This is a genomic window from Methylobacterium sp. FW306-05-D, assembly GCF_058782155.1.
Genome location: NZ_JBYSXL010000037.1, coordinates 16801 through 30524, shown reverse-complemented (window position 1 = coordinate 30524; position 13724 = coordinate 16801). Strand labels below are relative to the sequence as shown.

Below are 13724 nucleotides of genomic sequence, written 5' to 3'. Positions count from 1 at the left end.
GCTCCTTTCGGAGCGGGCGGTCAGCAGGTCGGCTCGGGTGTCGCGGGTCTCAGGTCTGCTGCGTGCGGCGCGGACGGACGGTCCAGCGCTCGAACTCGGCGGCGATGTCGTCCTCGCCGCGCGCGCCGCCCTTGGGCTGGGGCTGCGGATTGCCGAGGGCCTGCGACAGACTCTCGATCACGTCGTCGATCCGCGAGTCGATGTGGGGTGCGGTCTCGGCCTGCGTCTCGGCTCCGCCGTCGGGCTGCCCGTGGGCCTCGGCGGGCTCGGGCTCGGATGCCGCCTCCACCGGGGCGGGCTCATCGGCCGGCGGCGGCGATGCGGGCGCTGCCTCGGCGGCGATGGGAGCCGCCGCCACCGCGCTGCCGCCCGCGACCCGGCGCAGGGCCTTCATCATCCCGTCGCCGTCGCCGGTGCTGACATTGGCGCTGGCCTTCGGAGCACCGTAGCGGCCGAAGCCGAAGCGCGGCTCGATGAGGTCGAGCACCGCTTCGAGGGCGGCGTTGGAGAGGCCGATCTCGCCGGGCTGCGGGACGCCCTGGAGCGCGACGGCATGGCGCTCATAGCTCGGATCACCGGAGACCTCGGGGCCGAACCAGGCCGGAACCGCGAAGCCCTGAGCCTCGTCGGCTCCGTCGAAGGAGACGCTGACGAGGTCGAATTCCCCCGGGGCGACGTAGCGGTCGATCAGGGCCTCGCGGCCTCCGCCGAGGGCCAGCGCCGTGCGGTCATAGGCGGCCTTGCCCGAACAGACATCCATCAGCGCGTCGCCGTGGGCACGCGGCACGTCGGTGCGCTCCTCGCTCGAACTCCCGTCCGGCGCCGTGGTCACCAGGACGAGGTGGCAGGTCTGCCCGTCGACCCGCACGTAGGAGACGCGGCCGGCCTGGGGGGCGAAGTAGCCCTCGCTGATCCGGGCGCCGCCGCGCTCCTTGCGGATCAGGCGCACCAGGGACGGGGCCACGAGAAACCGGCGTACGAGGCTCATCGACATTCTCCGCGAGGTCGGTCGACCCGGGGGGTGGGTCCGGGTGGACGCTGACGTCAGGGCCACCGGCCGCCCGCGGGGCGGACAGGCCGGCTTCCAGGTGGTTCCCCGCACCGGAACCGGCGGCCCTCCGCGCGGAACGATGACATAGGATATGATCTGTGATCATTCCCAGCGTTGCCGGGACGGATCGGACAATAATTCTTCATCTTGGACTAAGCAAAACGACGGCGAAATCAAGACCACCGCCGCCGTCGCCCCGCCTCGTCTCCCAATCCGTCCCCATCGAAACCCGATGGGGTGCCTCTCACGCGTCCGGTTCGAAGCGCAGCGAGAGGCCGTTCATGCAGTAGCGCAGGCCGGTGGGCGCCGGCCCGTCGTCGAAGACATGCCCGAGATGGCCCTTGCAGCGCGCGCAATGGACCTCGGTGCGGGTCATCCAGTGGCTGCGGTCGACGGTCGTCTCCACCGCGTCGTCGAGGGGATCGAAGAAGCTCGGCCACCCGGTGCCGCTCTCGAACTTGGTGCCGGTGGCGAAGAGCGGCGCGTCGCAGCCGGCGCAGTGGAAGACGCCCGGACGCTTCTCGGCGTTGAGGCAGCTGGTGCCGGCCCGCTCGGTGCCGTGCTCGCGCAGCACGCGGTACTGGTCTGGCGTAAGGATCTCGCGCCATTCGGCTTCGCTGCGGGTCTGCACATCGTCCATGGGCGTCGAAGATCTCGCGGGGGATGACGTCGAGGGGGAAGACATCGGGTTTGCACTCCTGAAAGGGGCCGGGACGCTGCCCCTTAGATAGGCGCCCGGTGCCGCCGCGGGGAGGCCACCCTCAGGCCGTCGCCCCGAGGGTGTCGGCCATGCGGGCGCGGCGCGCGCCCATGGGCATCTCCGGCCCGGTCGTGGTGTCCCGGGCGGTCTGATGCTCCATCTCGGCGTTGATCTCACCACCGAGCAGCACAATCGTAGTGGAGATCCAGATCCAGGTCATGAAGCCGATGGCCGCGCCCAGGGAGCCGTAGGTCTCGTTGTAGTTGCCGAAGCTCGAGACGTACCAGGAGAACAGGATCGAGGCCGCGAGCCAGAGCAGGCCGGCCACCGCGCCGCCGACACCGACCCAGCGCCAGCGCGGACGCTCGCGGCTCGGACCGTAGCGGTAGAGCAGCGACAGCCCCGCGAGCAGGACCATGAGGAGGGCCGGCCAGCGCAGCAGGGCGATGAGCCAGGCCGTGTCGCTCAGGCCCACGAACTTGAACACCACCGGCAGCACCACGATGCCGGTGAGCGCCAGGATGGTGAAGACCAGCGCCCCGATGGTGAAGGTGAGCGAGCGCAGGTTCAGCATGACGAAGGAGCGCTTCTCCTCCTCCTCGTAGACCACGTTCAGGGCGTCGAACATCGCCTTCATGGCGGCATTGGCGCTCCAGAGCGAGAGCAGCAGGCTGGTGAAGAAGGTCAGGCCGAGGGTGCCGTTGCCCTTGGCGGCGATGCGCTTGACCTGATCGCCGATGATCTCGATGGCGCCCGACGGCAGCACCCCCCGCATGCTGGCGAGATGCTCGTTGATCGAGCCGACATCCGCGACGAGGCCGTAGCAGGAGACCAGGGCGGCGATGGCGGGGAACAGCGAGAGCAGCGAGTAGAAGGTCACGCCCGCCGCCACCGAGAGCACGCGGTCCTGATTGAACTCGAGGTAGACCCGATAGAGGATGTCCTTCCAGCCCGCCGCCGTGATCTCGGTGGGCGAGTGCGCGGCCCGTCCCCGCTCCACCTGCGTCGCGGCGAGGTACTCGGCCGCCGCCCCCGTATGCGAGCGGGCACCGCCCGCGCCAACCGCCGTCTCGCCGGCCGACGCGGCGGACACGGGCCGGGAGCCTCGCTTCGGTGCCGCCGCGAGGGCGATCAGGGCGGTTCCGAGGAGGAGCGTCCAGAGAACCGGGTGGGCGGCATCGCCGGTGGGCGCAGAAGGCGGGCGTGGGGAAGAAGACATCGATGGACCGGACCGCGCGCCGATGCGGCGCGATGCCTCAACGTGATCCAGGCTTGGCCGTTCCGCACCTTCGACACGCCATCGGCGTCCGTACGCATCCCCGCCGGTCGTTCCGAATTCGGGCCGGCCTAACCCGCTGAAATCATTCCCCTGCGCCGGAGCCAGGCCGCGTACCAGTCCGGCCACGCCGCACTCGGCGTACCGGGGCGACCCATACCGAAGCCGTGCCCCCCGGAGGCGAGCGCGTGGAACTCGACCGGCACGCCCGCATGGCGGCAAGCCTGCGCCATCAGGCGCGCGTTGGCGGGGTCGGAGATCGGGTCGTCCTCCGCCCGCACGAGGAAGGTCGGCGGACAGCCACCCCGCACGTGGGTCTCGACCGACCAGGCGGCGGACAGGTCCGGATCGGGGCGGGCGCCGACCAGCATGCGCCGGGTCACGGTATGATCGTAGGGCGGTTCCAGGGTGATTACGGGGTAGATCAGGGCGGCATCGTCGGGCCTCGCCGACAGCCCATCGGCGGCATCGACCGCGCGATAGGAGGCGAAGGCGGAACGGGTCGCAGCGAGGCCGAGCAGGTGCGCCCCCGCCGAGAAGCCGAGGACGCCGACCCGTGCGGAATCGATCCGATGCGAATGTGCCTGCGCACGGATCAGCCTCAGGGCGCGCTGCGCGTCCTGGAGCGGTGCGCGGCGACCGTCACCCCAGCCCTCCCCCGGCAGGCGATAGGCCAGCACGAACGCCGTGATGCCGCGCGCGGCGAGCCAGCGCGCCGCCGGGCGCGCCTCGCTCTCCATCTGGATGCGCCGGTATCCGCCGCCGCCCGCGACCAGCATCGCCGCGCCGTTCGGAACGTCGGGGGTGAAGACTTCCAGCCCCGGCACGGCGATGTTGCTCGCCGCCCCCGTGTCGCCCACGGCCTCGGGGCCGGCGGGACCGCCGCCGCCCGGCGGCGTGCCGGGCCAGAGCGGGAGGCGGGACTCGGCCGCGACGGCTCCGAGCGGCCCCGCCAGTCCGGCGGAGCTCAAGGCCAAACCGGCGCCGGCCGTGCGAAGCAGGGCGCGCCGATCGATCACGTCACCGCGCCGGATCGGCCGGCCGGTAGAGCCCCCCATGGGCCTCCCGAAGGAGGTTCTTCTGCACCTTGCCCATGGTGTTGCGCGGCAATTCCTCGACGAAGAGCACGCGCTTGGGACACTTGTAGCGGGCGAGGCGGCCCTCGAGGGTGCGCAGGATCGTGGCCTCGTCGGGGACGCCCGAGCCCCCCACCACCACCGCGGTGACGCCCTCGCCAAAATCGGCGTGGGGCAGGCCGATGACGGCGGATTCGACCACGCCCGGGAGGGCGTCGATCTCGTTCTCGATCTCCTTCGGGTAGACGTTGTAGCCGCCCGTGATGATGAGGTCCTTGCCGCGTCCGACGATGTGGACGTAGCCCTGCCCGTCGATCTTGCCGAGGTCGCCGGTGACGAAGAACCCGTCGGCCTTGAACTCGGCCGCCGTCTTCTCCGGCATGCGCCAGTAGCCCTGGAACACGTTCGGGCCCTTCACCTCCACCATCCCCACGGCGTCGGTGCCGAGGAGCGCGCCGGTCTCGGGATCGACCACCCGGACGCTGACCCCGGGGAGCGCCGGACCGACCGTGCCGGCCACCCGCGGCCCCGCATAGGGGTTCGAGGTGTTCATGTTGGTCTCGGTCATGCCGTAGCGCTCGAGGATGGCGTGGCCGGTGCGGGCCTCCCAGTCGCGGTGGGTCTCGGCCAGCAGCGGGGCCGAGCCGGACACGAAGAGGCGGATGCCGGCGGTGACCTCCGGCGTCAGCCCGGCCTCCTTCAGGAGACGGGTGTAGAAGGTCGGAACCCCCATCATCGCGGTGGCGCGCGGCATCAGCGCGAGCACCTGGGCCGGGTCGAACCGGCCGAGGAACAGCATCGTGCCGCCGGTGGCCAGCACGGTGTTGGTGGCCACGAACAGGCCGTGGGTGTGGAACACCGGCAGGGCGTGCAGCAGCACGTCCTCGGCCGTGAAGCGCCAGGTCTCCGCCAGGGTGCGGGCGTTGGAGGCCAGGTTCTCGTGGCTCAGCATGGCGCCCTTGGAGCGCCCGGTGGTTCCCGAGGTGTACAGGATGGCGGCGAGGTCGTCCGGACCGCGGACGACGTCGGAGAAGGCCTCCGTCTCGGCGTCGGCGGCCTCCGCCAGGCTCCCGTGTCCCTTCCCGTCCAGGGTGTGCAGCACCGGCACGCCGGCATCGCGGGCCACGGGGGCGAGGGCTTCGCGCTTGGCCGGATCGCAGACGAACAGCGCCGGCTCCGCATCGCCGAGGAAATAGGCGATCTCGGTGGGCGTGTAGGCGGTGTTGAGGGGCAGGAACACCGCTCCGGCGCGGACGGCGCCGAGATAGAGGAACAGGAAGTCCGGGCTCTTGTCGGCCTGCACCGCCACCCGGTCCCCGGGCTTCACCCCGGCCGCCGCCAGGGCCGCCGCGTAGGCGCCCGAGCGCACGATGAGGTCCGCGTAGGAGTAGCGGGCGCCCTCGCCGGTCTCCAGGAACAGCTTGGCGGCGGGATCGGCCGGCAGGTTCTGGCGAACGAGGTCGAAGAGGTGATTGGTCATCGGCGTTTCGGACATGGTGGGGACGGATACGCTGTCGATCGTTGGTTTCCTACGATCTTCGGTTCGCTCCATCGGAATGGCGGGACATGCGGCGCCGCTCGAGCGCGGCCCGGGTGGATCAGGCCTCGGCCAGGGCCACCGCCCGCATCGGCGGCAGGTTGCTCCGAAGCTCGCGGCTCACCGCGCCGGAGGCGGCGACGGTGCCGAGATTGGCGTAGGTCTCGTGGTTCTTCTCGATGGCGGTGAGGTCGTAGAGATAGTTCACCATCAGGCCGCGGGACTGGGCGAGGCCCTTGGCCGAGACGTCGCCGAGGAAGTTCAGGCGCTCCAGCCGGGCGCCGTTGCCGAGGTGGAAGCGGGCCACGGGGTCCAGGGGCCGCCCGCGCTCGTTCTTGGCGCGCAGGAAGTAGGCCGCCGCCGCCGGGATCATCGCCTTGCGCACGGCCTCGCACTTGGCCTTGTCGCTCTGCCAGTCCGGCTCGTCGATGACGCGCAGGGCCTCGACGTCCTCGCGCGTCAGCCCCTGCGGCGCGTCGGAGCGACGCTCGCGGTCGAGCCAGGCCGAGAAGCCCGGCACCGGCGAGAGGGTGACGAAGGTCTTCAGGCTCGGGATCTCCCGGGCGAGGTCCTCGACCACCTGCTTGATCAGAAAGTTGCCGAAGGTGACCCCGGCCAGGCCCTTCTGGCAGTTCGAGATCGAGTAGAAGATCGCGGTGGTGGCCGCCTTCAGGGGCAGCGGCTCGCGCTCGTGGGCCAGGATCGGCGCGATGGCGGGGGCGATGCCGGCGGTGAGCGCGACCTCGACGAAGATCAGCGGCTCGTCGACCAGGGCGGGATGGAAGAAGGCGAAGCAGCGCCGGTCGGTCGGCTCGATCCGGCGGCGCAGGTCGTCCCAGCCGGTGATCTCGTGCACCGCCTCGTAGCGGATGATCTTCTCGAGGATATGGGCCGGCGTCGTCCAGTCGATGTGGCGCAGCACCAGGAAGCCGCGGTTGAACCACGAGGCGAACAGGTGCTCGAAATCGCTGTCGAGGCTGTCGGCGGCGTCGATGAGGTCGGGATCGGCCTCCTCGCGCCGCAACTCGCGGCGAAGGCCGAACAGATCCTCGCGCATGCGCACCAGGGCGCGGGTGCCGTCCCGGGCGAGGTTCAGGCGGCGGATGAGCTCCTGGCTGCGCGGCTCGGCCGCGTCGTGGAGAGCTCCGAGGGCCGCCCGGGTCGGATCGGCCCGGTAGGCGGCGATCGCCTCGTCCACGGCGGCATGGTCGGCGGTGAACTCGGTGGCGACGAGGCGCAGAAAGCTGGCGCGTTCCGGCCCCGCCAGGGTCGCGTAGCGCTCGAGGATCAGCCGGGCCAGCGCGACGCCGGAGGCCTCGCCGCGGCGGGAGATCAGGTCCTCGCAGAGCTTGACCAGTTCCTGCGCGCTCGCGCGGACCGCGAGGTCGCCGCGCCCGATGCCGATGAGATCCCGGCCGCGGTCGCTGATCGTCTGGAGCAGATCACCGAAGAAAGAGATCGCCGCCATGGCCCGCTGCCTGCCCCCTCGCTGGCGCCCGACCCGGGCGCGCCGGAGCCCCGCACGTCGTGGGGTCTCGGCTCGGCCGCTACCTTAGGGCCGCGGCGCGCGCAGGACCAGAGACCGTGGCCGTAAAGCGGTCCCCGGCGTGAGCCTTCACGCCTCCCCGGACGTGGCGATCTCCGCCTGGTCGGCCCGCTCACGCCAGTCGACGACGCCGTGCTGACGGGCGAAGCGCAGTTCGGCGGCGCGCAGGGCGCGCATCGGGTCGCGGGCGCGGGTGATGTCCACCGAGCCGACCGTGAACGGCACCCCGAGGATCTGCTTGGCAAAGTTGACGCGGTAGGTCGCCATTCGGAACTCCCTGGTCGATGAGCGACGCGTTGACTCTCCGAAGGGCTCGCCGATCCGGACGTCCCGCCGGCACGACCTCCCTGAACGCCGCGACTCATCGATTCCCACTGCAATCAGAGCGCAAGTCGCGAAGGATTCCAAGCGCAAGCTGCGCGCGAAACCTTCGCAATTCAGGTCGCCCATAACATCCGGTATATGGGAAGCCTGAAATCCCGCGAAAACCACGCCGCGACGACATGGCCGCGCCCGGTCTGCCAAGACAAACCCCAGACTTCGGCAAGAGCAGGGCAAGATCGAACCGGACGGCGGTGACGGTCACGGCCGGCCGAGGGCTTCGCGCGCGAGACCGAGCCGGGTTGCCGAAGCCGGTCCACAGGCTTAACCGGGCTGCGGATGCCGTCACCGGCGCCTCGATCCCGTCGCGCCACCGGCTCCGCCGACCTCCGAGATCTCACGCATGTCCATCGACATCTGTCCGTCGTCACGCCCGCACGCGCGCCGATCATCCGGCGGGGGCCGTCGCGCAGGGAACGCCGCATGAGCGGCGACACGCGGGGCAGCGCGGCCGGGCGTCACGGATTCACGCCGCGGGCGCGGCTCGGGCTGACCCTGATCGCGGGCGGCGCGGTCGCCAACATCTACTACAACCAGCCGCTGCTCGGACTCCTCGTCGGGGATTTCGGCGAGCGCGCCGCCCTCTGGGTCCCGACCGCCTCCCTCGTGGGCTACGGGCTCGGCATCCTCGGGCTCGTGCCGCTGGGCGACAGCCTGTCCCGCCGCACCCTGATCATCGGCCAGACCCTCGGGCTCGCGCTGGCGCTCCTCGCCGCGGCGCTCAGCCCGAACCTCGCCTGCCTGGCGCTGTCCAGCCTCGTCATCGGCTTCCTCGCCTCGGCGGCGCAGCAGGCGGTGCCCTTCGCCGCCGAACTGGCCCCGGACGCCACCCGCGGCAGCGTGGTGGGCCAGGTGATGACGGGCCTCCTCACCGGCATCCTGCTGGCGCGTACCGCCAGCGGCCTCGTCGGCGCCCAGTACGGCTGGCGCGCGGTGTTCTTCGCCGCCGCCCTCGTGGCGCTGGCGATGGCCGGTATCGCCGCCGCCACGCTGCCGAAGATCCCGCAGACCCGGCCCCTGCGCTACCGCGCCCTGATGCTGTCGATCCTCCATCTGGTGCGCACCCAGCCCGTGCTGCGCCGGTCGAGCCTGTCGCAGGGCCTGCTGTTCGCGAGCTTCAACGCCTTCTGGGCGACGCTCGCCCTGCTGGTCGAGGCGCCGCCCTTCAACCTGACGGCGGCCGGCGCCGGCCTGTTCGGCGTCATCGGCGTCGCGGGCGCCTTCGTGGCCCCGCTCTCCGGCCGCTTCACCGACCGGCGCGGTCCCCGGCCGATGGTCGTCGTCGGCGCCCTCTTCGTGGTCGCGGCCTTCGCGGTGCTGTGGGCGGGGGGCGCGTGGTCCCTGGTCGCGGTGGCGCTCGGGGTACTCCTGATCGACATCGGCCTCAACGCCGCGCTCATCGCCACCCAGACCCGGGTCTACGCCCTGGTGCCGAGCGCCCGGGGCCGGATCAACACCGTGCTGTTCACCGTGATGTTCGTGTTCGGGGCGCTCGGGGCCTTCGCCGGCTCCCAGGCCTTTCTCATGGCCGGCTGGTCCGGCGTCTGTGCCGTCGGCATCCTGCTGGCGGGCGCGGGCTTCCTCGTGAACGTGCTGGAGCCGAGAGGCGCCTGATCCCCCCTCACCGGAGGATGCGCGAAAGCCGGCACCAGGCCGCCCTGTCCGGCGGCAGGCCGAAGCGCAGGCGCGCCGGTGCCTCGGGGAAGCGCCGGACGTAGATCCCGGCCGCGCCGAGGCGGTCGTAGAGGCCAGGCCCATCGGGAAAGTCGGCGCTGCGGAACAGGCAGGTGCCGCCGACGGGCGTCCCGCCGGCCCGCAGGATCATCCGGTCGAGGCGCGCCGCATCCGCCGCCCGGGCGACGGCCGCCTCCCGGCGCCAGGAGACGTCGGCGAGGGCGGCGCGCCCGATGGCCAGCGCCGGACCCGAGACCGCCCAGGGCCCGAGCGCCTCGGCGAGGGCGGCAGCGAGGGCCGGCTCGCAGAGGGCGAAGCCGAGCCGGATGCCGGCGAGCCCGTAGGTCTTGCCGAACGAGCGCAGGACCACGAGACCCGGACCGAGGAAGGGCCCCAGGGTCTCGATCGGCTCCAGATCGGCGAAGGCCTCGTCGACCACGAGAAGGCCGCCGCGGCCGGCGAGTTCACCGGCGAGCGCCCGCAGCGTTCCCGTCTCCCAGGTTCGCCCGTCCGGATTGTTGGGATTCACGACGACGACCACGTCCGCCTCGCGGGCCGCCCCGAGCCCCGGCACCGTCGCGACGTCGTGGCCGGCCCGGCCCCAGGCGGCGGCGTGCTCGGCATAGGTCGGCCCGACCACGGCGACGCGGGCGCGCGCCGCCAGGCGCGGCAGGGTCTCGATCAGGATCTGGGTTCCGGGCGCGGCGACGATCCGCTGCCGATCGGCCACGCCGTAGGCGTCGGCGGCGGCCGCGTGCAGGGCGTCGAGGTCGGCGGCCGAGGGCAGGCGCCGGAAGGCGCTGGCGTCGAGGGCCGGACACGGATAGGGCACCGGATTGATCCCCGTGGAGAGATCGATCCAGGGCTCGGGCGCCTCCGGGAAGAGGCGCCGGGCGGCATCGAGGTCGCCGCCATGGGCGATCGCCTCACCCGTCCCCGGGCCGCGCGCCATCACCGAGACCGCATGTCCTGGACCGCCCTCACCCATCCGCCCGATACGCTCATCGTCCTGGTGCTCGCCCTCGCCGTGGAGGCGGCGGCCGGCTATCCGGACCGGCTCTACAGGGCGCTCGGGCATCCTGTCACCTGGATCGGGGCGCTGATCGGAGCCCTCGACCGGCACTGGAACCGGGGCGAACCGGGCCGCCGCCGGCTCGCGGGTGTGGCCGGTCTCCTCGTGCTCCTCGGCATCGTCGGTGGCCTCGCCCTCGCGCTGACGGCGCTCGCCGGGGCCGCCGGCCTCCTGCCCGCGCTCCTCGTCCTCGCCCTGCTGGCGGCGAGCCTGCCGGCCCAGCGCAGCCTCCACACCCACGTCGCCCGCGTGGCGGCCGATCTCCGGCGCGACGGGCTCGCGGGCGGGCGCGTCGCGGTGTCGATGATCGTCGGGCGCGATCCCGAATCCCTCGACGAGGCCGGCATCTGCCGGGCGGCCATCGAGAGCCTCTCCGAAAACTTCTCCGACGGCATCGTGGCGCCGGCCTTCTGGATCGGGGTCGGTGGCCTGCCCGGCGGCGCGCTCTACAAGGCGATCAACACCGCCGACAGCATGATCGGCCATCGCACCCCGCGCCACGAGGCCTATGGCTGGGCCGCCGCCCGCCTCGACGATTGCGTGAACCTTCCGGCCTCGCGGCTGACCGCCCTGCTCCTCGTCGCGGCGGCCGCGTTCCATCCCGGCGCCTCGCCCGGCGACGCCTGGCGCGCGGTCCGGCGGGACGCGGGACGCCACCGCTCGCCCAATGCCGGCTGGCCGGAGGCCGCCATGGCCGGCGCGCTTGGGCTGCGCCTCGCCGGCCCCCGCACCTACGGCGCCACCCGCGTGGAGGATGGCTGGATGGGCGACGGGCGCGCCGAGGCGACCCCCGCCGACGTGGAGCGGGCACTTGCGCTCTACCGCACGGCGTGCGGATTCCTGTTCGGGCTCGCCCTCCTGATCCTCGTCCTCCTCAAGGTTGCCCTCGCATGAACCGGTCGAAGACGACGCGCCCCGGGCGATCCAGGGCCCTGGCGCTGGCCGCCCTCGGCGTTGCGCTCTCGATCCCCGTCCGCGCGGCCGAGACCGCGCCCACCCCCTATGCGGTGACGCGCGACTTCGACGGCGAGACGACGGGCGACAGGGCCTACGACCTCAGCGGCATGGCCTGCCGCCCGGCGGACGCGGACGGCACCCGCCTCTGCGTCGTCGTCAACGACGAGAACCGCGGCGCGCAGTTCGCCCGCCTCGGCGAGACCACGCTGACGCCCGGCGCCACGGCCTACGACCTCGGAACGGCGCCCTCCCCCGACATCCGGGGCACGCCCCCCGCGGAGTCCCGGTGCAGCGGCGGCGACGGCAAGTTCAACCAGCTCGACGGCGAGGCCGTCGCCTATGCCGAGCCCTACTTCTACGTCACCGGTTCGCACGGCTGCACCCGGGGCAAGCGCAAGTACAAGCTCTCGTCGATGATCCTCACGCGCCTGCGTCCGAACGCCGACGGCACCTCCGCCGCGGAGACGGTGAGCACCTACCGTCTGTTCGACGCCCTGATGGCCGCCGGACCGGTGCGCGACTTCGTGCTGCGCGACCTCGAATTCGACTGGAACGACCGGCCGCCGGAGGGCACGCCGCAGCCGAACGGGCTGAACGTCGAGGGCCTCGCCGTCCTGGGCGGCCGGCTCTACGCGGGCCTGCGGGCGCCGAGCCTCGACGGCAAGGCCTTCCTCGTCTCCGTGCCCGTCGAGGCGCTGTTCGCGGAAGGTCCCGCCCCCCTGTCGGCCGAGGTCATCACGATCCCCCTGGAGGCCGGACCGGATGCGGGCATCCGCGACCTCTCCGTCCTGCCCGACGGTCGGCTGCTGGTGCTGACGGGCTCGTCGCGCAACGGCTTGCCGGTGCCCTACCGGCTGTTCCTCGCCGACCTGCCCACCGGGACCCTGACCGCCGTCGCCACCCTCGCCCCGGTCCGGGGCGAGAACGAGACGGGCAAGGTCATCGACGGCAAGGCCGAGGCCGTGGTCCCGCTCGGGCCGGGCCGGGTCCTCGTCCTGTTCGACAGCCTCCGGAACGGAGCGCCGCACGCCTACGCGGTGCCGACCCCGGAGATCGGAGCGCCTACGCCACCCTGAGGCTCGGGCCGGCCTCCGCCGCCACCCGACGCGCGGCGTCGCGGCGCAGGGCCGAGAGCACCCAGAACATCAGGCTCGCGCCGAGGCCGAGGCAGGCCGCCAGGAAATACATCGGCGCGAGGTTGCTGCCGGTCTGGTCGCGGATGAACGGCACGGCGTTCTGCGCGACGAAGCCGCCGAGATTGCCCACGGAGTTGATCGCCGCGATACCGGCGGCCGCGCTCGCGCCCTTGAGGAAGTTCGCCGGCAGGGACCAGAACACGGGCTGGGCGGAGAACACGCCGGCGGCGGCGACGCAGAGGCAGGCGAACTTCAGCACTGAGCCCGGCAGCAGGACGCTGAGCACCAGGGCGAGCGCCGCGACGAGGCCCGGCACCACCACGTGCCAGACCTGGTCGCCCGTGCGCGCCGCCCGCCGCGGCACCCACCACAGGGCCACCGCCGTGATGAGCCACGGGATGATGTTGATGAAGCCGTTGACGGTGTTCGAGACCGCGAAGCTGCGCACCACCGTGGGCAGCCAGTAGCTGAGGCCGTAGGCGGCCAGCGGGAAGGCGACGTAGACGGAGGCGAGCATCCAGACCCGCCGGTCGAGGAGGGCCGCGAAGGGGTTGCCGTGCTCGACCTTGCCGCCGGATTCCCGCTCGGCCGCGAGGGTGCGGCTCAGCCAGTCGCGTCCCTCCGGGCTGAGCCAGGGTGCTTGGTCCGGCCCGTCGGGCAGGATGCGCAGGACGATGACGGCCAGGGCCAAGGCGGGGAGGCCGGTGGCCACGAACACCCATTGCCAGCCCTTGAGGCCGAGGGTGCCGTCGAGGTCGAGGAGCGCGCCGCCGATGGCCGCGCCGACCGCGTTGGCGAGCGCGCTCGCGATCATGAACCAGCCGATCATCCGCGCCCGGTGCGATTGCGGGAACCACAGGGTCAGGGCGAACAGGACGCCGGGGAAGAACCCCGCCTCCGCCACCCCGAGCAGGAAGCGGAGGATGTAGAACATCGTCGTGTTCCGGGTGAAGCCCAGCAGGATGGTGACCAGCCCCCAGGTGAGCATGATCCGGGCGAACCAGCGCCGGGCGCCCACCCGCTCCAGGATCACGTTGCTGGGCACCTCGAACAGGAAGTAGCCGAGGAAGAACAGCGACGCCCCGAGCCCGTAGACGCTCTCGCTGAGGCCGAGATCGCCCACCATCTGCAACTTGGCGTAGGAGATGTTCTGCCGGTCGATATAGGCGATGAGGTACATCAGCCCGAGGAGCGGCATCAGCCGCAGCGTCACGGTGCGGATCGTCGCCTCGGCGACGCGCGCATCCACCTGGGGAGGGGCCGGGCTCATCGGATGCTTCCTCATGGCACCCGTTCGGTGCGGGCGTTCCGAGCCCGA

12 protein-coding genes are annotated in these 13724 nt (G+C 72.2%); 3 read left to right on the top strand and 9 right to left on the bottom strand.

The window, feature by feature from the left end:
* Window positions 1–49: 49 nt before the first annotated feature.
* The 7 genes from AC3WLN_RS14060 to AC3WLN_RS14030 all read right to left on the bottom strand — a co-directional run bounded on the left by AC3WLN_RS14060 (window position 50) and on the right by AC3WLN_RS14030 (window position 7453).
* Window positions 50–988 carry a hypothetical protein gene (locus AC3WLN_RS14060; RefSeq protein WP_492482161.1) on the bottom strand — a complete coding sequence of 313 codons (939 nt, stop codon included), beginning with the start codon at window positions 986–988 and terminating at the stop codon, window positions 50–52.
* A 307-nt stretch (window positions 989–1295) separates the two neighbouring features.
* Complete coding sequence (gene msrB / locus AC3WLN_RS14055; RefSeq protein ID WP_492482159.1) at window positions 1296–1691, bottom strand: peptide-methionine (R)-S-oxide reductase MsrB; 396 nt, start codon at window positions 1689–1691, stop codon at window positions 1296–1298.
* A gap of 121 nt (window positions 1692–1812) precedes the next feature.
* Window positions 1813–2970 carry a YihY/virulence factor BrkB family protein gene (locus AC3WLN_RS14050; protein WP_492482157.1) on the bottom strand — a complete coding sequence of 386 codons (1158 nt, stop codon included), beginning with the start codon at window positions 2968–2970 and terminating at the stop codon, window positions 1813–1815.
* Between the two features lie 128 nt (window positions 2971–3098).
* Entirely contained in the window at window positions 3099–4046 is a 948-nt protein-coding gene (locus AC3WLN_RS14045) for an alpha/beta hydrolase (protein ID WP_492482180.1), read from the bottom strand.
* A gap of 1 nt (window position 4047) precedes the next feature.
* Entirely contained in the window at window positions 4048–5583 is a 1536-nt protein-coding gene (locus AC3WLN_RS14040; protein WP_492482155.1) for a malonate--CoA ligase, read from the bottom strand.
* A gap of 118 nt (window positions 5584–5701) precedes the next feature.
* The gene (locus AC3WLN_RS14035) at window positions 5702–7108 is read right to left on the bottom strand and encodes a malonyl-CoA decarboxylase (RefSeq protein ID WP_492482153.1); all 1407 of its coding nucleotides are present in this window, start codon (window positions 7106–7108) and stop codon (window positions 5702–5704) included.
* Window positions 7109–7255: 147 nt separating this feature from the next.
* Window positions 7256–7453: a hypothetical protein gene (locus AC3WLN_RS14030; RefSeq protein WP_463771237.1), complete on the bottom strand. Its 198-nt coding sequence runs from the start codon at window positions 7451–7453 to the stop codon at window positions 7256–7258.
* 537 nt (window positions 7454–7990) lie between these two features.
* Here AC3WLN_RS14030 and AC3WLN_RS14025 point away from each other — a divergent pair.
* A complete protein-coding gene (locus tag AC3WLN_RS14025) occupies window positions 7991–9181 on the top strand; it encodes an MFS transporter (protein ID WP_492482152.1) in 1191 nt (396 codons plus the stop codon).
* 7 nt (window positions 9182–9188) lie between these two features.
* On the opposite strand, the gene cobD is transcribed toward AC3WLN_RS14025, so the two are convergent.
* Window positions 9189–10193 (bottom strand): threonine-phosphate decarboxylase CobD, encoded by a 1005-nt coding sequence (gene cobD, locus AC3WLN_RS14020; protein ID WP_492482150.1) that lies wholly within the window; start codon window positions 10191–10193, stop codon window positions 9189–9191.
* 12 nt (window positions 10194–10205) lie between these two features.
* Here cobD and cbiB point away from each other — a divergent pair, with 12 nt between their 5' ends.
* A complete protein-coding gene (cbiB, locus tag AC3WLN_RS14015) occupies window positions 10206–11207 on the top strand; it encodes an adenosylcobinamide-phosphate synthase CbiB (protein ID WP_492482149.1) in 1002 nt (333 codons plus the stop codon).
* Entirely contained in the window at window positions 11204–12346 is a 1143-nt protein-coding gene (locus tag AC3WLN_RS14010; protein WP_492482147.1) for a DUF3616 domain-containing protein, read from the top strand. Before cbiB ends, AC3WLN_RS14010 begins: the two co-directional genes overlap by 4 nt.
* On the opposite strand, the gene AC3WLN_RS14005 is transcribed toward AC3WLN_RS14010, so the two are convergent.
* Window positions 12333–13676, bottom strand: a complete 1344-nt coding sequence (locus tag AC3WLN_RS14005) for an MFS transporter (protein WP_492482145.1) — start codon at window positions 13674–13676, stop codon at window positions 12333–12335. The two genes, AC3WLN_RS14010 and AC3WLN_RS14005, sit on opposite strands and share 14 nt — an antisense overlap.
* Window positions 13677–13724 lie beyond the last annotated feature (48 nt).

Bases quoted from the DNA above. Each gene is read 5' to 3' on its own strand.
- AC3WLN_RS14060 (WP_492482161.1), bottom strand. From the start codon at position 988: ATGAGCCTCGTACGCCGGTTTCTCGTGGCCCCGTCCCTGGTGCGCCTG.
- msrB (WP_492482159.1), bottom strand. From the start codon at position 1,691: ATGGACGATGTGCAGACCCGCAGCGAAGCCGAATGGCGCGAGATCCTT.
- AC3WLN_RS14050 (WP_492482157.1), bottom strand. From the start codon at position 2,970: ATGTCTTCTTCCCCACGCCCGCCTTCTGCGCCCACCGGCGATGCCGCC.
- AC3WLN_RS14040 (WP_492482155.1), bottom strand. From the start codon at position 5,583: ATGACCAATCACCTCTTCGACCTCGTTCGCCAGAACCTGCCGGCCGAT.
- AC3WLN_RS14035 (WP_492482153.1), bottom strand. From the start codon at position 7,108: ATGGCGGCGATCTCTTTCTTCGGTGATCTGCTCCAGACGATCAGCGAC.
- AC3WLN_RS14030 (WP_463771237.1), bottom strand. From the start codon at position 7,453: ATGGCGACCTACCGCGTCAACTTTGCCAAGCAGATCCTCGGGGTGCCG.
- AC3WLN_RS14025 (WP_492482152.1), top strand. From the start codon at position 7,991: ATGAGCGGCGACACGCGGGGCAGCGCGGCCGGGCGTCACGGATTCACG.
- cobD (WP_492482150.1), bottom strand. From the start codon at position 10,193: ATGGCGCGCGGCCCGGGGACGGGTGAGGCGATCGCCCATGGCGGCGAC.
- cbiB (WP_492482149.1), top strand. From the start codon at position 10,206: ATGTCCTGGACCGCCCTCACCCATCCGCCCGATACGCTCATCGTCCTG.
- AC3WLN_RS14010 (WP_492482147.1), top strand. From the start codon at position 11,204: ATGAACCGGTCGAAGACGACGCGCCCCGGGCGATCCAGGGCCCTGGCG.
- AC3WLN_RS14005 (WP_492482145.1), bottom strand. From the start codon at position 13,676: ATGAGCCCGGCCCCTCCCCAGGTGGATGCGCGCGTCGCCGAGGCGACG.